The following is a 16,322-nucleotide window of genomic DNA, read 5'->3' as shown; positions in this document are numbered from 1 at the left end:
GGTCTGGGTGCTCTGATCTCGCTCGTTCAGGGCCGGGTCGCCAGCCGTTCCTCGTCGAGGCGGAGCTGCCGGCGCGCGGCGTCGTAGTCGTAGAGCTCGGCATAGCGGCCCCAGTCCAGGGCGATGTCCAGTTGGCGGTCCGTCTCGGCTTCGCTGAACGAGCGGCGTAGGACATCACGGAAGAAGCCGATGGGGAGCGAACCATCGAGGCTGTTCTCGAGCCCTTTCGTGATCGCGGCGACCAGCGGTGCGTTGGCCAGGGCTGCGCGGGCGAAGATCTCCTTGGACTGCTGGATGTCGGCACCGGCGAAGCCGACACCCTCGGGCGTGAGCCGCACCTCGCCGGCCCGCACGGTGACGAAGCCGAGCAGCTCGAGCGCGTCGACGAGGGGCAGGAGATCATCCACCTCGAGGACGAGGTCCTCCGCAAGATCCGCCAGGTCGATGCGGTCGTCGAGGCGGTGGAGGATCTCCGCCAGGCCGGAGAGCGCGTCGACGGTGGCACCCGGCAGCGGGAGCTCACCGGGGGTGATGCGCCCGACCGGGTGCTCGTGCCGAACCTTCATGGCTTCGTCTTCGTGGCGCCCGGTCATGATCACGTAGATGAGGTCCATCATCTCCTCGAAGTCGGGGTCCTGGCGGTTCCGTGGTCTCGGGTAGGTGATGTCGAGGCTGGTGCGGATGCGGCCGGGGTTGGAGCCGAGGATCACCACCCGGTCGGCGAGCAGGACGGCTTCTTCGATGTTGTGCGTGACCAGCACGATGGCCTTGGTGGGGAACTCAGCTCGTTGCCACAGCTCGAGGAGCTCGCCACGGAGGTTCTCGGCGGTGAGGACGTCGAGGGCGGAGAACGGTTCGTCCATGAGCAGCACGTCGGGCTCGACTACCAACGCTCGGGCGAACCCGACGCGCTGGCGCATGCCCCCCGAGAGCTCCTTGGGATACGCGTTCTCGAAGCCGTCGAGGCCGATGAGGTCGATGGCGGCGCGGGCGCGCTCGGCTCGCTCGGCGGGGGGCAGGCCGCGGGCCTCCAGGCCGATCTCGACGTTCTCCTGCACGGTGAGCCACGGCAGCAACGCGAAGCTCTGGAACACCATCGCGGTGCCGGGGTTGGCACCGGTGAGCGGTTCACCCCGGTAGCGGACCTGACCTGTCGTCGGCCCGATGAGGCCGGCGAGGCAGCGCAGCAGCGTGGACTTGCCGCTCCCGGAGCGACCGAGCAGCGCCAGGATCTCGCCTTCCCTCACCTCGAGGTCGATGCCCTCGAGCACGGGCAGTGGTTGGCCGTCGGGGGTGGTGAAGGACTTGGTGATGCCGGTGGCGGAGACCAGCACCGGTCGGGTGCTGATGGTGGTCATGCTGATCCTCTCACAGGTGGTAGCGGGCTTCGGCGACGCGGTAGAGACGGCGCCACAGCAGTCGGTTGACGAGCACGACGTAGGCGCTCATGACCATCACTCCCGCGAGGGTGCGGGGGAAGTCGCCGGCCGCGGTGGACTCGGCGATGAACGCGCCGAGGCCTACTGCGGTGAGCGTGTTCCCGCCGTAGGTGACCACCTCAGCGACGATCGACGCGTTCCACGCTCCGCCCGAGGCGGTGATCCCGCCGGTCACGTACGACGGGAAGATCGCCGGGAGGTACAGCCGCTTCCAGCGCTGCCATCCCGTCACGCCGATGTCGGTCATCGCCTCCCGGAGATCGGTGGGGATGGCCATTCCGCCGGCGATGGCGTTGAACAGGATGTACCACTGGGCGCCGAGCGCCATGAGCACGATCCCTCCGACGTCGAGGCTGATCCCGGTGTGGAGCAGGACCACGACCACCAGCGGGAACAGGAAGTTGGCGGGGAAGCTGGCGAAGACCTGTACGAGCGGCTGCGCGATCCGTGCCAACCGAGGATCGAGGCCGATGCGCACCCCGACGGGAACCCAGAGCAGGGTGGAGGCGACGACAACCACTGCCACCCGGATCATGGTCCAGACCCCGAGCTGGATCGGCCGGAGGAAGATCCCCGGACCCTCCTCCCGGGTGATGTAGGCGAGCAGCTCGTAGGCGCCCCAGGCGAGGAGGCTGCCGACCGTGGCGAAGAAGGCGAGGTCACCGATGCGCCGGCGCCGGGTGTCCACGACCAACGGCCGGCGGTCCACGCCGAGGATGCGTCCCGCTCGGTTGACCGGCTCGGTGGCCCACCGCCGTACCCGGCGCGTGAGGCATGGGAACCGGGAGCGCCGCCACAGCTCGAGGACGAACGAGCGCTGCACGTCGGAAGCCTCGGACTGCTCGTTGCGGAACCTCTCGACCCAGGCGGTGAGCGGCCGCCAGAACAAGACGTTCACCCCGAGCACCAGGATCAGCATGGTCACGATGGCCCAGCCGACGCCGGGGAGGTCGCCAGCGTCGATCGCCGCTCCGGCGTAGGAGCCGACCCCGGGCAGCACCGTCTCGTTGTTGTTGACCGTGATGGCCTCGGAGGCCACGAGGAAGAACCATCCCCCGCCCATGCTCATCATCCCGTTCCACACCAGGCCGATGGCGCTGCTCGGCACCTCGATGCGCCAGAAGCGCATCCATCGGCTGAGGCGGTGCAGGCGTGACAGCTCGTCGAACTCGCGAGGCAGCGTGATCAGCGACTGGTAGAAGCCGAAGGTGATGTTCCAGACCTGTGAGGTGAAGATGGCGAAGATCGCGGCGCACTCCAGCCCGAGCAGCGAGCCGGGGAACAGCGCGACGAACCCCACCACGGTGATCGACAGGAAGCCGAGCACCGGAACCGATTGCAGGATGTCGAGTGCGGGGATGAGCACCCGTTCGGCCCGACGGCTCCGTGCCGCGGCGTAGCCGTAGACGAAGGTGAATGCGTAGGAGAGGGCCAGCGCCACGAACATGCGGAGGAGGCTGCGCACCGCGTAGTAGGGGAGGCGTGCCGGGTCCGTGTCGATGTCGGTGTACTGGTTCGGGAGCAGCGACACCGTCGTGTCGGGCGCCACCCGGCCGATCGTGTAGAGCACCACGGCGATCGCCAGGAACACGGCCACGTCCGCACCACTCGGCCGTCGGCGGGCCAGCGACGAGCGGAACGCGCCGAAGGTCGGCCGGGTCATCGCCACCTCCGCTGGTTCATCGCCGGGCGCGAGCAACCTCTGCTTGGCGGCAAGCCATGGATGATCCGGGATGTCGAGGTCATGGGCAGCGGCGGAGCGGCGAGCGTGCTAGCCGAGTAGACGGCGTCCACGAACAGGATCCCATCATGGGTCGTCCGGCCCCCTGCCAAGTCGGTCGAGGCGGCGGTACCATCGCCGCTCTCAGCCGGCAGATGCGAGGAGAGCAGCCATGCCACACATCGAGTTGCCCGAGGGCGTGCCCGGCATCATCGGGCCGATGATGTTCAGGCCCGAGACGGCCAAGCCGCTCAACGAGCTCGCTGAGGTGCTCCTGCGAGGTGACCACTCCCTGTCCCGCGGGGAGCGGGAACTCATCGCCGGCTACGTGTCGTGGCTCAACAATTGCACGTTCTGCTCGCGATCGCACAACACGTTCGCTGCCGTACAGCTCGAGGATGGCTGGTCTGTCGTCGATGCCGTCAAGGCCGACCCGTCCACCGCTCCGATCAGCGACAAGATGAAGGCGCTGCTCGCCATCGCGGCCAAGGTCCAGCAGAGCGGCTCGAACGTCACCGAGGCCGACATAGCGGCGGCGCGGGCCGAGGGCGCCACCGACGTGGAGATCCACGACACCGTGCTCATCGCGGCTGCGTTCTGCATGTACAACCGTTACGTCGACGGTCTCGCCACCTGGGCGCCCGACGAGCAGGAGCTCTACGACAACAGCGCCGCAGTGATCGTCGAGCACGGTTACGTCGGCTCGATCGACGCGATGTCCTGACTCACTCCACTCCGGGCGGGTAGTCCGCGGCCAGCAGATAGCGGTCGCCCGACAGGAACAGCGCGAACACCCGTTCGTAGGGCTCCGGCAGCGACGGCACCCCGGTCGTCGGCGGTGTCCCCCCGTAGGTCGTGTAGGTCACCGTGCCGTGCACCTCGACTCCGAACTGCGGCCCGGCCTGCGCGTTCTTGGGGTCGTAGACGGGCACGATGACCATGCGGTCGATCGTGTAGTCCGGCACTACGATCTGGCCTCCGGCTTGGACGCTGGCGATCTCGCCTTCGAGGTCCTGCAGGCGGCTGAAGACCGAGCCCTCGGTCGCCGCGGTGTCATCCAGATCGAGGCGGGCCCGGCGCTCCGAGGCCAGATCGGCCAGCACGTCGGCGGCCATCAGCCGAGCGGTCCGGTCGCTCAGCCTCGGGCTCAGCTCGCGCATCGCGTCGCTGATGGTCACCGGCGGCAGGGTCGACTCGTCGACGGCCAGATCGCGCTGGGAGCCGACCGTGCCGTCGGGGCGCAGGTGAACGGTGGGCTCGCGCGCCGGTGTCCCGGCGAACACCAGCGCCAGCACGCAGATCCCTGCGGCGGTCAGGCCGCCGCCGACGGTCCCCAGCCGGGGACGGAGGTGGGCCCCGGACGCGCCCTCGTGGTCCCCCCTGTCTCGCAGAGATCGGGTCAGCCAGCGCCGGAGGTGGTCGTCGTCGCTGCCCGCGGCCGGCACGACGCGCGCCAGCGGGTAGCGGGCGACGCACATGATCGCCAGGCTGCCCAGTACCGCCACCTTGGACGCGAACTCGGTGGTCTGCGGCGCGACCAGCAAGGCTGCGAGGAACCCGACGCAGATCCCGAAGACCACCCGGGCGACCCGCCCGGTCGGGGTGGTCTTGGGGTCGGTGATCATGAAGAAGAGGAAGATGAGCACCTCGGGAGAGGTGACCAGCACCCACCAGAACGATGCGCCGCAGATCGGCCCGAGATGCCAGGTGGCGGTCATGCAGTGGCCGGTCGAGGCCACGATGCCGAGCGAGAGCGCGAAGGTGATCCAGAACCCGGCGGCCATCCCCAGCAGGTCGAGGCGGGAGGTGATGGTGAACCCCCCCACCAGGATCACTGCGGTGGCGGCCGCGATGCCCGGGGACATCGGCCCCCACCAGAAGTCGAGTGGCTCGATGCGGTTGCTCCCCAGGAGCAGGAACGCGACCACCAGGCCGATGTTGCTTGGATTGAACACGTGGTGCCCGCGGTAGCGGATCAGGTACTTGGACAGCAACGACGCAGCTGAGATGCCCGCGTAGTAGTACCAACCGTGCAGACTCCACCAGTCGCCGTGCTCGGTGCCCGGCACTCGCAGGATCAGGGCCACCCCGTTCGCGGTGAGGAGCGCGCTGCCCGGCCATACGACGGCCCGCTGGCGGTGGAACACGATTGCCAGCTCGAGGGCGGCGGCGGTTCCCAGGGAGACGAGGATCTGGGCGATCGACAGCTCGAAGCCCAGCACGGTCTGGCCCAGGATCTGGACGGTGATGATCACCGAAGCCAGGTGCATCCTCGGGTCGCGAAGCGTCGGGAGGACCACCGGGTACTCGTGGCCGCCGACTCTGAACGCGTGCGCCGTCACAACCGTTCCATGGTAGGAGCCACCTCACAGCAGCGGAGGTCAGACCGGCGCCTCACCACTGCTGGCGTGGTCCGACGCCAGCCGGGAGAAGATGAGGCCATTGCGTTTGCCGGTCTCGACGTTGATGTCGATCTCGCCCGCCCGGTGGTACCCGCAGTGGGTGGCGACCGCGATCGACGCGGCGTTCTCGGGCCGGATCTCGAGCAGGATCACGCCGAGGCCGACCGAGGAGAACGCCCAGTCGGTGAGCAGGCGCAGTGCCCGACCGGCGACCCCGCGTCCCCGCGCCTGGGGGGCCACCCAGTAGCCCGAGTTGCCCACCGCGCCGTTGATCGCCACGTTGATGGCGCCGAGCAGCATCCCGGGATCGTTTGCGTCGACGATGGCGAACGCCGCCTTGGTGCCCTCGGCCCACTGGCGCTCGGTGCGCCGAACGTAGGCCTCGGCGTCGGCGCGCTGGTACGGCTGGGGGACCGGGATGAAACGCTGGATCTCAGGATCCTGGCACGACGCGGTGATCTGCTCGATGTCGGCATCGGTGAAGCGCCGTAGCGTGACGGTGCCGTCGGTGAGGGGAGGATCAGGAGGGTGGAGCGCACCGCCGGTCATGCCCGCATCTTCGTTCAACGGCGTTCGATCCGCCTCGTCCCCCGTCCTTGCCGCCAGGACTCGATCACCAGGTGATCGCCACCGGGCCTGATGAGTGCCAGCTCGGTGACGTCGACCCGGAAGAGGTGGAAGGGTCCATCCGGGGCGTGGCCGTTCTCCTCCGCGAACCACCGGAGGAACTGCTGTTTCGTCGTCTCATCCTTCACCTCCACCGCCCGGCCGGTCACCTTGGCGTCGCCCTCGGTCAGCTCCTTGTCCGTCGTGGCACTGTGCAGGGAGAGACGATCGTTGCGTTGCAGGTCGAGAGCCTTGCGCGACTCGGGCATCATGCCCAGCCACAGCTCGCCTCGGGTGAAGAGGGGCTCGACACCGCTGACGCGGGGGAAGCCGTCGGTGCGGATGGTGGCGAGCAATCCGAGGCCGTGGGCCTCGAAGCGGCGCTGCACCGCTGGCGCGAGCTCGGGGCTGGAGCGGCAGACATCTTCCCAGGCAGCCATGGTGACCAGCCTGGCCCACCGAGGAGCGGGTGGGCGAGTGGGCACCGTGGCGCGGTAGAACTCGGAATGGTGTTCGACGACCTTCTCGCCGCCAACGAGGCGTACCAACGTTCGTTCGTGGATTCCGGGCAGCCCGGCCGAGCAGCGCGTGGCCTGGCCGTGCTCACGTGCATCGACTCCCGCATCGACCCGCTGGCCATGCTCGGGTTGAAGCCCGGCGATGCGAAGATCATCCGCAACGCGGGTGCCCGGGTCACCGATGACGCACTCCGCTCGTTGGTGCTCGCCGCCAACCTCCTGGGCGTCGAGCGGGTCTGCATCGTGCATCACACGGACTGCGCCATGCGGCGTGACGACGAGAGCGAGTTGCGACGTACGCTCACCGAGCGCTCCGGTGCCGACGCGTCGACCATCGAGCTGTTGACCTTCCCGGATCACCGCGAGGCGTTCGAGGCGGATCTCCGCCGACTGCGGGCCTGCGAGCAGCTCCCCCCCGGTCTGGTGGTCGGAGGGTTCCTGTTCGACGTGCACACGGGCGCGCTGGGACCGATCGACCGCTGACCGGCTCCCATCGGGGGACGCCAGGTACGCTCGGCGCCCGTGAGCTCCACCGGCGATCCAGACGCCCTGGTGCGGGAGGTCGAACGGCTGCGCCGCCGGAACGCCGAGCTCGAAGCGGCCTTGGCGTCGCGACCGCGCGCTGATCGCCGTCGCAGCGGCAGGGTTCTCGCCGCGGTGGCGCTGTTCGCCGTGGGGAGCCTGCTCGCCCCGATCTCGGTGCTCGCGGTGTGGACTCGGAACCAGATCGCCGACACCGATCGCTACGTCCGGACCGTGGCCCCCCTCGCCTCGGATCCGGCCATCCAGGCGGTGGTGGCCGACCGGATCACGCAGGCCCTGTTCGCGCAGGTCGACGTCCCCCGGCTGGTGGCGGAATCGCTCCCCGAGCGGGCGCAGTTCCTCGCTGGCCCGCTCACGTCGGCGATCGAGCAGACCGTGCGGCAGGCGGTCGAAGGGGTGCTGGCGAGCGAGCAGTTCGAGCTGGTGTGGGTGCAGGCCAACCGCTTCGCGCACGACCAGCTCGTCGCGGTCCTGACGGGCCGGGGGAGCGCCGCGCTCCAGGCCCGGGACGGCGCGGTTTCCGTGGACCTGTCGGGGATCCTCAACGAGGTGAACCGGCGGTTGCAGGCCGCAGGAATCGATCTGTTCGCCAGCGTGCGGCTGCCCGACGACGCACTCACCATCGAGGTCTTCCGCTCCGATGACATCGCTCGCGCCCAGCTCGCGTTCGACACCTTCGACAAGGTCGCGAACGTGTTGCCCTGGCTGACCGTGTTGGTGCTCACGGCCGGTGTGGTGGCCATGCCGGATCGGCGTCGAGGGCTGCTGTGGGCTGGCGGGGGCATCACCGCCGCCATGGTCGTGTTCCTGCTGCTGATCACCGTCGGTCGAACGGTGTACCTGGCGGCGATGCCATCGAGCGTCCTGCCACCGGATGCGGCGGCCGCGTTCTTCGACACCATCATTCGCTTCCTCCGCCAGAGCGCTCGTGCCGTGCTCGCCCTCTCGGTGATCGTGTTCGCCGGCGCTGCGGTGCTCGGGCCCTCCGATGCGGCGCAGCGGCTGCGCCGGACGGTGTCGGGCGTGCTGGGCCGCGTCGGGGAGGAGGCCGGTGAGCGTGGGATGGACTTCGGTCCGGTGGGCGCGTTCGTGGCCCGCAACCTCGCCGCGCTGCGGGTCGCGACCGGGGTGATCGCGGTCGTCGTGCTCATCGCCTGGTACCAGCCGACCGCTACCGTGGTCTTCGGCATCCTGCTCGTGGCGCTCGTCGTGCTCGGGACCCTCGAGGTCCTCGGCCGCCGGGGTGGCCGACACGCCGTGGAAGGCACGGCGGTGTGAGCCGAATCGCTCGCGAGCGCTGCTGCCTGGTACCAGGGCGCCCCTCAGCCGTCGGTGGGTTGCATGAGGATCCGTTCGGGCTTGATGAGGACCTTGAGTCGCCGCTCACCTGGTCTGCGCATCGGGTAGGTGGCGACCCCGAGGTACTTGCGGGCCAGGCGGTCGATGTGCGCGTCCGCGCCCTGGTCGGTGATTTCGGTCACCACGCCTTGCACGGCGAGCACCCGATACGGGTCGTGAGGGTCGACCACCGAGATCGCCACCTTCGGTCGGTGGCGCAGGGTCGGTGGCGCAGGTTGTCGACCTTGGCTCGACCGTCGGCGGTGTTCATGACCAGGTCGTCACCCTCGACGTCGATCCACACCGGCGTCACGTGTGGGCTCCCGTCGGGGCTGATCGTGGCCAGGTTGGCGATCACCGGTTCGGCTAGCAGGGCCTTGGCGGCGTCGGTGAGGGTTGCTGTGCTAGCGGCTTCACGCTCCCTTCTCCGCGATGGTGGAAACGCTCATGACTGGCCCGCGGGGTTCAACCGCAGGGGCGACTCGGGCGGGCGCTCAGGCCCGGGATAGCCGGTAGAGCGTGAAGGCGATACCGAAGACGACGAGGAACCACCCGAACGCTCGGCGGATCGTGGGGCCTTCCAGGCGGTGTGCGAGGCGCGCACCGATCGCGGCCCCGGGCAGCAACCCCGCGGCGAAGGTCCCCGCAACCGTCCAGTCGATGTGTCCGAGCGCCATGTGGGTGCCCAGGGTCGGTATCGACATCACGGCGATGACCAGCAGGCTCGTGCCCACTGCCTGGCGCATCCGCAAGCCGAACAGGAACAGGTAGACCGGCACCAGCAGGAAGCCCCCGCCGTTGGCGAGCAGCCCGGTGAACAGACCGATGCCCGCCATGGTCGCGACGAGCAAGGGGCGGTTCTGCCGCCGGGCGGTGCCCGCTGTGCGCGTGGCTTCACTGATGGGGAACAGCACCCGGATCCCGATGACGATCAACACGATGCCCGACAGGACGAGCAGTACGGGACCGCCGATGACCTGAGAGAGGAGCCCTCCCACGATGGCGGCCGGCACACCTCCTACCAGCGACCACGCGGCTGCTCGGGGCCGGCTCTCACCGGATCGTACGTACGGCGCAGCGGCCACCAGTGCGGAGGGGATGGTGGCCGGCAGCGGGGATGCGACCGCGATCAGGCCGGGTGCCCCGAGGATCGCGAGCACAGGTGTGGCGACGGAGGAGCCACCGACCCCGAACACCCCCATCAGCAGACCGACCACGATGCCGGCGAAGACGAACGAGGGCCACGGCGCCATGCGACCGATCATCTCACCGGGCCGGGGGAACGCTGGTCAGGTTCCGTCGCCGTCACGCTCGACGGGTACGCACCACTCCAGGAGTGTGCCGCCCGTGGGCGCCGAGCCGAGGGAGAACGTGCCGCCGAGTTCCTCGGCCCGGGCGCGCAGGTTCGGCACCCCGTGCCCACCGGCGACGTCCTCTCCCGGCCCGACGCCGTTATCGGTCACCCGGAGGCGTACCTCCCGGTCGACCTCGATCGACACCCGCACGGCGCTGGCCTGCGCGTGCTTGGCGACGTTGGTGAGCGCCTCCCGCAGCGTCGGCAGCAGGTGTTCGGCCACTCTGGCCGGGATGCTCTCGATCGCTCCGCTGAACTGCACCCGCGGGGAGAAGCCCAACGCCTCCCTCGCCCCGTTGGTGATGCGCACGATGTCGCCTCGGAGCCCCGGGCCCCCGTCGGGTGGAGCCTGGAGCCCGAAGATGGCGGTGCGGATCTCTCGAATGGTCTCATCGAGATCGTCGACGGCCTGCTCCAGGCGCTCCCGGGCGCCCGGATCAGCGACCCTGCTGATCGTGCTCTGCAAGCCCATCCCCGCAGCGAACAGGCGCTGGATCACCGTGTCGTGGAGGTCTCTGGCGATGCGCTCGCGGTCTTCCGTGACGGCGAGGTCCTGCTGAGCCAGGAGGAGTGCGTCCTCGGTGAGGTTGCGCTCGATCGTGCGTGCCAACCAGTTGGCGAGCAAGCGGACGAAGTCTCGGTCGGCGACCGACCACGGCTCCTCACGTGGGGTGGCCCGGTAGAAGGCGATGACCCCGAACGGGTTGCCGTCCACCTCGATCGGGGCCCCGATGAAACTGCTCGATCCGTCGCGTACCGTCACGTCGTTCGCGGCGACCGTCTGCAGGGACAGCGCCACCAGCTCGGTGGGGAGGTCGGAAGGGGCGGGATCGCAGGCGTCCCAGGACTGCAAGACCCGGGGCGTTCCCTCTTCGATGCGGGCGAGGAACCCGCCGTCGACGCCGAGCAGCACGGCCGCCGCGTGGACCGTCTCACGGAATTGTTCGTCGGAACCGATACGCAGCTCGGACGCGACCCGGTAGAGGGTGCGCATGCGCTCCTCGCTCTGGCGGATGGCGCGGTCGGCCTCCATGCGGTCGGAGATGTCGCGCACGATCGCCACGACCGGACGGGAGGACTCGTTCTGGACCGGTGGGTATTGCACCAGCACCTCTACCGGCACGTCGGTGCCGTCGGATCGGCGGTGCACCGTGGTGAGCGTGCGGGCCGAGACCTCGCCGGACAGCAGCGGGGCGAGCACCTCGCGGAAGGCTCGCTCGTCGAGCTCCGGGTTGAGATGTACCGGTGTCATCTCCAGCAGTTGGGCTTCCGTGTAACCGGTCTGCTCGATCGCCCCGAGGTTCACGTATGAGTGACGAAGGGTCACCGGATCGAAGATGAAGACCCCGTCGTGCGTCGCATCGAGGGTGGCGCGGATCCGGCGGTTCTCCTCTTCGGCCGCGATCCGGTCGCTGATGTCTCGGATCACCGCGATCACCCGCAGCTCACCGTCCTGGGAGAGCGGGCTCAGACTGATCTCCACCGGGAACACAGTGCCGTCCCGGCGGCGCCCTCGCAGGTCCAGTCCCGACCCCATCGCCCGAGTCCGGGGCTCGGCTCGGTAGCGGGTGCGGTGTGCGCGGTGCACGCTGCGCGACTCGTCGGGGAGCAGTATCTCGACCGGTCGGCCCAGCAGCTCTCCCGGCGCGTAGCCGAACAGTTCCTCCGTTCGATGGTTGGCGAGCACGATGGTGCCGGCGTCGTCGGTGATCAGGATGCCGTCCGGTGCGACCTCCACGACCGCCCAGGCGAAGTCACCGCTGAGCTCCTCAACCATCGCCGGGTAGGGCCGCGACGATGTCTCCCCGCTCACCGCCGTCATCGTGTGGCCGGGGGATGCTGGTTGCTCGTCTGCCACTGGTTCCTGCCTCGGGAGCGCACCGTGTCGGCGTCACGAAGCCTAACGGTCGGCTCGCCTGAGCAGGATCGGTGGGGGATTTTCCGTGACGGAGCTTGAATCGGGCTCGGCGAGGGCCGACAAGGTTCGTGTGGGCGACGAAGAAGACGCTGCCGATCTGGCCCCGCTGGACCTCGACCCGATCGAGATCGAGCGGGCCGTGCTGAACGACTCCGAGGAAGGGCGGCAGATCTCCGCCGGGTTCGTCGCCGTCTTCGGTGACTTCATCAGCACCCAGGTTCGCCCGGTGTTGCGCGAGGTCGCGGCGAACGGCGGCGAGCCGCAGCTGCTGGTGAACGGGCTCGCCGAGCTCATGCGCCACATCGCCGACACCATCGAGTTCCCGATCGGCATGCGCCGCTGACGCGAGAGGAGCGCTCATGGAGCGGTGGACCTTTCTGATCCTGGCCGACGAGCAGGGCGAAGCGGAACAGATCCGTATCTTCCTACGCCGCGGGGACGATCCTGCTGCCTGGCCGTGCTTGCAGGTGGCGCTGGACGGGACCGAGGTGCCCGTCGACACCGTGCAGAAGGATTACGAGGCGCCCGAGTGGAAAGCGCTCGAGCTGTTCACCGCCGGAGGCGGGAGCCCGCAGCGCTGGGAGGAGCTCAAGGACAAGCTGCGGGCCCAGGCCGGTTGAGCCGGCGCGGGGGCGTGTGCATGGCCGAGCCGGCCCGGCTGCGCTAGAAAGGAGCCCATCAGTCGGGCGGAAGCGTGTCGCGAGAGCGATGCTTCCCGATCTCGGATCGGGTGACAGATGGTCGCAGTCGCGTTGGTGGCGGTGCTGGCGGTGGCAGGTGTCGTCACGTTCGTCGTGCTGCGTTCGCGGGTCACTCCTGTCGATGATCGGAATGATCTGGTCGACGTGTCCAGTCGCCTCCAGGGAACCGGTGCCGCGCCGGCGCCCCAGGCCTCACCGCTCGACCGAGCCGACGCCGGGAGTGGCACGGACCGCCAGGGCGACGAGAACGGCAGGGCACACGGCGGCGATCCAGTCGGCGACGAGGATGAGCCGGCGGTGGACCGCTTCCGTGCCCCCGGTCAGCGGGTACGCCACAGCGCGCCGGCCTACCAGCCGACCGTGCCCCGCAAGCCGGCACACCTGGTTGAGCCATCGGCGCCCCGCGTGCCGGAGGCGCCGGCTGCGGTCGAATCGCCCGTGGTGCCGGCACCGGAGTCGGTACCAGGGCCGGTCGTCGAGCCGGTCGTCGAGCCGGCCGTAGAGCCCACCGCCGCGGTCATGCCGGCGGACCCGCAACCCGCGGCACCGGACCGGACCGCACCCGCCGCGACCGAGGCTGTCGGGGTGGACGGCGGCGAGGGTGCCGCGGAGCCGATCATCGTGCTCGACGCCGGGGAACCGATCGTCGTGCTCGAGGACGCAGCGCTCGATCCGCCCGATCCTGCGGGGGCGTCGGTCGATGATGACGTCGATGCTGGCCTCGATGCCGACGTCGACGAGGTCCTGCAGGCGCTCATCCAGCGACTCGGTGTCAGCGAGCAGGACGCGGCCGAGGTGGCGGCCGAGGTCGTGGAGCGCGAGGACATCGACGAGGGCGAGGTGGTCCACGCGCTCAGCGACCTCGTCGAGCGCTCGGATCGTCGGGGTCCAGAGCCCGTCGAGGAGCTCATCCTCTTCTCGGACCAGGTTCCGCAGCGTCCCGGGCAGCTCACGCACTTCGCGAACCTGCCCGACCTGGAGCGCCGACGGGTCATCGTGCGGGTCCTGTGCCTGCTCGTCGCCCGTTCCGAGGAGGAGCGAGCTGGCGATCCGGCTCCTGCGGATTCCCACGACCCCGGGCCCCGGCCAGCCCGCAGCTGGCCGCTGCCCGTGAACGACGACCTCGACGACCTTCCTGCCCGCCGTCGTCTGGCCCGGGCACGACGCTGAGCCGACCTGCAGCTGGGGGAGGCGATCCTCGACGGGCGAACGGTCAGGCGTTCACGGTTCGGCGGGCTCCAGCTCGCCGTAGGCGACCAGCTCGCAGAGCACCCGCACGAGCAGGCGCATCCGCTCCTCAGGGCTCAGCTTCGTCAACGGGTCGACGCCGCGGTCGATGCGGATGGTGGTGAGGTCGATCACCTGGTCGCGCCCGTCGGCGCCTGCGGTGCCCGCCGGCTTTGGTGCCACTGCCGCGGCTCCTGCGAACGACTCGACGGTCAACGGCGGCGGGGCAGGGGGGCCAGCGCGTCGGCACCTGCGGGCTCGACGCGGGAAGCCGGGGCGGGCGCGGCATCGACCACCCGGGCCAGATCGGCCGGCGACACGCTGGCGCGGAGATCGTCGGCTGTCGCGAACTCGGTGTCGCGCAGCAGGCGCTGCACCTCTTCGAGGGTGACCAGATCGACGTGCTGGGGGTGGTCGTTCACGATCTCCTGCTTTCGTCCTCCGCCCGAACGAGTACGTGCGGTCAGGTTAGATGTCGCTCGCGGCACGTTGGTGGACCCGCGCCGACCGGTCAGCGGCGCCGCGGGAGGGCGACCGCGTCGGAGGCGGCGCGCAGGGCGGCCACGCGTTGGCGCTCGTCGTCCTCGGCCTTGATCGTGGCCGCGATCCGCACGACGGCATCCAGCATGCTGTCGTGATCGCGGAGGCGGCTCAGCTCGGCCAGGCCGGCGAGCTCACTGGTGGGGGCCAACCGGATATCGCCGAACTCGACCGGCTCGGCCAACTGGAGCACGTGCTGCATCGTCGTTCTGCCCTTGCTCTCCGCCCTGGCCCACGGACCTGGTGGCGTGAGCCTAGAGCGGCGGCGGCCCAGGGGTGCGGATGCTCAGCTCGGTGGGTGAGGCAGGTCACGTCGAGGCCAGGACCTCGCTGGCGGAGTCCGGCGCGCCCGCGAACTGCATGACCTGCAGCGACTCGAAGCGCTCCCGCACCTTCGGGGTGAGGAGACCGAGCTTGTTCACGTTGGGCACGATCTTCGAGAACAGCATCTGGCGGAAGATGACCATCAGAGGATTGGTGGCGGCGAAGCGCTTGCCCTCCTCGACGTCGATGCCGACCTTCTCCCACACCTGTTCGAGCAGGAAGCGCTGGTACATGAGATCGGTGGCCTCCAGGAGGAACTCCTCCCGGTCCGCGAGCTCAGCCGCGCTGAGCTGGGGGAGGAAATCCTGGAGCGAGAGCACACCGAAGGCCACGTGGCGGGCCTCGTCGCGCATGACGTAGTCGGTGATCTGCTTGATCACCGGGTCGCGGAACAGCACGTTGCCGAGACCGAACGCGGCCAGCGCCAACCCCTCCACCATGATCTGCATGCCGAGGTAGGTGATGTCCCACCGCCGCTCGGTCATGATGTCGATCAGCAGCGACTCGAGCGGTCGGCTGATCTCGTAGTGCTGGCCGAGCTTCTCGTTGAGGTACTTGGCGTACGCTTCGACGTGTCGGGCCTCGTCGGCGACCTGGTTGGCGGCGTAGTACTTGGCGTCGATGTCCGGCACCGTCTCCACCAAGCGGGCGGTGGCGACCAGCGCGCCCTGCTCGCCGTGCATGAACTGGCTCACCATCCAGCTCTGGAACTCCCAGGCGATCGCGGTCCGCTCTGCCTGGTTCAAGCCGTAGAACGGGGAATCGGGCTGGTCGAAGCCCATGAACCCGTCGATCATCGCCCGGTCCTCGTCGGTCAGGTCCGGGTCCGGGTCACCGAAGTTGACCTCGGGTGTCCAGTCGATGTCGGTGGTGGCGTTCCACTGGGAGACCTTGCCCTTCTCGTAGAGCTTGGTGAGCGCGGGTCGGTCCTGCACGTAATTCCAGGTGAAGCGGGTGGTCACGGCCGCGCCGACGTCGAGCAGGGTACGGGTCATGGGTTCACTCCTCCGGGGACGGGGTATGAGGGGCGACGGCCGGCCGCCGGTCGGGCACGCCGATGCCCTCGAAGCCGGACCACAGCAGGGTCGTGAGTCGGTCGACGAGCCGATGGCGGGACAGGGCGCGGCTCTCCACCCACCAGTCACCCGCGAGGTGCACCATGCCGACGACCCCGTAGGCCCACGGCTTGCCGTCGGCGGGGTCGAGGCCGGTTTCGGCCAGGAGGCGCTCGAAGACGATGGCAATCTCCTCCGCGATCAGGGCGGTGAGCAGGTCGCGCTTGCCCGGATCGGCGTGGGCCGACAGGAAGCGATACAGGTTCGTGTCCCGCTCGATGAGCCCCAGGTAGGCGTCGATGGTGCGCTCGAGGATCCGCCGGGGTGGCTCGGTGCTGACCAGCGACGGTGCGAGCTCGGCGATGAGGTCGCTCACGAATCCCTCGGCGACGGCCATGATCAGCCCTTGGCGGTGGCCGAAGTGGCGGTAGAGGATCGGCTTGGTGATGCCGCACTCGGCGGCGATCTGCTCCATTGACGCGTACGGACCCTCGCGGCGCACCAGCGCCACAGCCGCGTCGAGCAGCTCTTGGCGGCGGCGCTCGCGGTCCGCAGTCAGGCCCGCGGCTCGGTCGCGGCGGGCTCGGTCCAGGCGGCGCGGCGGATCACTGTTACCAGCGGTCACTGTTACTAACCG

Annotated in this window: 20 protein-coding genes; 6 read left to right on the top strand and 14 right to left on the bottom strand. The window is 69.4% G+C overall.

Going from position 1 to position 16,322, the window contains the following annotated elements; translation table 11 throughout:
- Positions 1 to 26 precede the first annotated feature (26 nt).
- Positions 27 to 1,358 carry an ABC transporter ATP-binding protein gene (locus HZF19_RS07230; protein WP_208028095.1) on the bottom strand — a complete coding sequence of 444 codons (1,332 nt, stop codon included), beginning with the start codon at positions 1,356 to 1,358 and terminating at the stop codon, positions 27 to 29.
- Positions 1,359 to 1,368: 10 nt separating this feature from the next.
- On the bottom strand, positions 1,369 to 3,102 hold the full coding sequence (locus tag HZF19_RS07225) for an ABC transporter permease (protein ID WP_208028094.1): 1,734 nt from the start codon (positions 3,100 to 3,102) through the stop codon (positions 1,369 to 1,371).
- 229 nt (positions 3,103 to 3,331) lie between these two features.
- Between HZF19_RS07225 and HZF19_RS07220 the strand changes: the two genes are divergently transcribed.
- Entirely contained in the window at positions 3,332 to 3,883 is a 552-nt protein-coding gene (locus HZF19_RS07220) for a carboxymuconolactone decarboxylase family protein (RefSeq protein WP_208028093.1), read from the top strand.
- 1 nt (position 3,884) lies between these two features.
- On the opposite strand, the gene HZF19_RS07215 is transcribed toward HZF19_RS07220, so the two are convergent.
- The 3 genes from HZF19_RS07215 to HZF19_RS07205 are packed head-to-tail and all read right to left on the bottom strand — an operon-like array spanning position 3,885 to position 6,607.
- Positions 3,885 to 5,501, bottom strand: coding sequence for an RnfABCDGE type electron transport complex subunit D (locus tag HZF19_RS07215; RefSeq protein ID WP_208028092.1), 1,617 nt, complete (start codon positions 5,499 to 5,501; stop codon positions 3,885 to 3,887).
- Between the two features lie 39 nt (positions 5,502 to 5,540).
- Positions 5,541 to 6,110 (bottom strand): GNAT family N-acetyltransferase, encoded by a 570-nt coding sequence (locus HZF19_RS07210; RefSeq protein WP_208028091.1) that lies wholly within the window; start codon positions 6,108 to 6,110, stop codon positions 5,541 to 5,543.
- A 14-nt stretch (positions 6,111 to 6,124) separates the two neighbouring features.
- Entirely contained in the window at positions 6,125 to 6,607 is a 483-nt protein-coding gene (locus HZF19_RS07205) for a pyridoxamine 5'-phosphate oxidase family protein (RefSeq protein ID WP_208028090.1), read from the bottom strand.
- A 69-nt stretch (positions 6,608 to 6,676) separates the two neighbouring features.
- Between HZF19_RS07205 and HZF19_RS07200 the strand changes: the two genes are divergently transcribed.
- Together HZF19_RS07200 and HZF19_RS07195 are read left to right on the top strand one after the other, a co-directional pair.
- Positions 6,677 to 7,168, top strand: coding sequence for a beta-class carbonic anhydrase (locus HZF19_RS07200; protein WP_208028089.1), 492 nt, complete (start codon positions 6,677 to 6,679; stop codon positions 7,166 to 7,168).
- Between the two features lie 39 nt (positions 7,169 to 7,207).
- Positions 7,208 to 8,506, top strand: a complete 1,299-nt coding sequence (locus HZF19_RS07195) for a hypothetical protein (RefSeq protein WP_208028088.1) — start codon at positions 7,208 to 7,210, stop codon at positions 8,504 to 8,506.
- Positions 8,507 to 8,550: 44 nt separating this feature from the next.
- On the opposite strand, the gene HZF19_RS07190 is transcribed toward HZF19_RS07195, so the two are convergent.
- From HZF19_RS07190 to HZF19_RS07175, 4 genes are all read right to left on the bottom strand, one after another.
- Positions 8,551 to 8,769, bottom strand: a complete 219-nt coding sequence (locus HZF19_RS07190) for a pyridoxamine 5'-phosphate oxidase family protein (protein WP_208028215.1) — start codon at positions 8,767 to 8,769, stop codon at positions 8,551 to 8,553.
- Positions 8,706 to 8,924, bottom strand: a complete 219-nt coding sequence (locus HZF19_RS17400) for a pyridoxamine 5'-phosphate oxidase family protein (protein ID WP_208028087.1) — start codon at positions 8,922 to 8,924, stop codon at positions 8,706 to 8,708. The genes HZF19_RS07190 and HZF19_RS17400 overlap by 64 nt, the downstream gene beginning before the upstream one ends.
- Positions 8,925 to 9,060: 136 nt before the next feature.
- Positions 9,061 to 9,819 carry a sulfite exporter TauE/SafE family protein gene (locus HZF19_RS07180; protein ID WP_208028086.1) on the bottom strand — a complete coding sequence of 253 codons (759 nt, stop codon included), beginning with the start codon at positions 9,817 to 9,819 and terminating at the stop codon, positions 9,061 to 9,063.
- 36 nt (positions 9,820 to 9,855) lie between these two features.
- Positions 9,856 to 11,733, bottom strand: a complete 1,878-nt coding sequence (locus HZF19_RS07175; protein WP_208028085.1) for a PAS domain S-box protein — start codon at positions 11,731 to 11,733, stop codon at positions 9,856 to 9,858.
- Between the two features lie 130 nt (positions 11,734 to 11,863).
- Between HZF19_RS07175 and HZF19_RS07170 the strand changes: the two genes are divergently transcribed.
- The 3 genes from HZF19_RS07170 to HZF19_RS07160 all read left to right on the top strand — a co-directional run bounded on the left by HZF19_RS07170 (position 11,864) and on the right by HZF19_RS07160 (position 13,709).
- Complete coding sequence (locus HZF19_RS07170) at positions 11,864 to 12,181, top strand: hypothetical protein (protein WP_208028084.1); 318 nt, start codon at positions 11,864 to 11,866, stop codon at positions 12,179 to 12,181.
- A gap of 16 nt (positions 12,182 to 12,197) precedes the next feature.
- Complete coding sequence (locus tag HZF19_RS07165; protein WP_208028083.1) at positions 12,198 to 12,458, top strand: hypothetical protein; 261 nt, start codon at positions 12,198 to 12,200, stop codon at positions 12,456 to 12,458.
- 117 nt (positions 12,459 to 12,575) lie between these two features.
- Positions 12,576 to 13,709 (top strand): hypothetical protein, encoded by a 1,134-nt coding sequence (locus HZF19_RS07160; RefSeq protein WP_208028082.1) that lies wholly within the window; start codon positions 12,576 to 12,578, stop codon positions 13,707 to 13,709.
- A gap of 51 nt (positions 13,710 to 13,760) precedes the next feature.
- Here the strand turns inward: HZF19_RS07160 and HZF19_RS07155 are convergent, their stop codons facing one another.
- The 5 genes from HZF19_RS07155 to HZF19_RS07135 form a co-directional block, all read right to left on the bottom strand.
- Positions 13,761 to 13,949 (bottom strand): hypothetical protein, encoded by a 189-nt coding sequence (locus tag HZF19_RS07155; protein WP_208028081.1) that lies wholly within the window; start codon positions 13,947 to 13,949, stop codon positions 13,761 to 13,763.
- Between the two features lie 29 nt (positions 13,950 to 13,978).
- The gene (locus HZF19_RS07150) at positions 13,979 to 14,188 is read right to left on the bottom strand and encodes a hypothetical protein (protein WP_208028080.1); all 210 of its coding nucleotides are present in this window, start codon (positions 14,186 to 14,188) and stop codon (positions 13,979 to 13,981) included.
- Positions 14,189 to 14,277: 89 nt separating this feature from the next.
- Positions 14,278 to 14,508 carry a hypothetical protein gene (locus HZF19_RS07145; RefSeq protein WP_208028079.1) on the bottom strand — a complete coding sequence of 77 codons (231 nt, stop codon included), beginning with the start codon at positions 14,506 to 14,508 and terminating at the stop codon, positions 14,278 to 14,280.
- A gap of 106 nt (positions 14,509 to 14,614) precedes the next feature.
- Positions 14,615 to 15,625 carry a ferritin-like domain-containing protein gene (locus tag HZF19_RS07140; protein WP_208028078.1) on the bottom strand — a complete coding sequence of 337 codons (1,011 nt, stop codon included), beginning with the start codon at positions 15,623 to 15,625 and terminating at the stop codon, positions 14,615 to 14,617.
- Between the two features lie 4 nt (positions 15,626 to 15,629).
- Positions 15,630 to 16,310, bottom strand: coding sequence for a TetR/AcrR family transcriptional regulator (locus tag HZF19_RS07135; protein ID WP_208028077.1), 681 nt, complete (start codon positions 16,308 to 16,310; stop codon positions 15,630 to 15,632).
- Positions 16,311 to 16,322 lie beyond the last annotated feature (12 nt).

Origin of the sequence: Rhabdothermincola sediminis, from assembly GCF_014805525.1 — a bacterium.
Lineage (GTDB): Bacteria > Actinomycetota > Acidimicrobiia > Acidimicrobiales > Acidimicrobilacustridaceae > Rhabdothermincola > Rhabdothermincola sediminis.
This window is presented reverse-complemented; position numbering and strand designations above follow the sequence as displayed.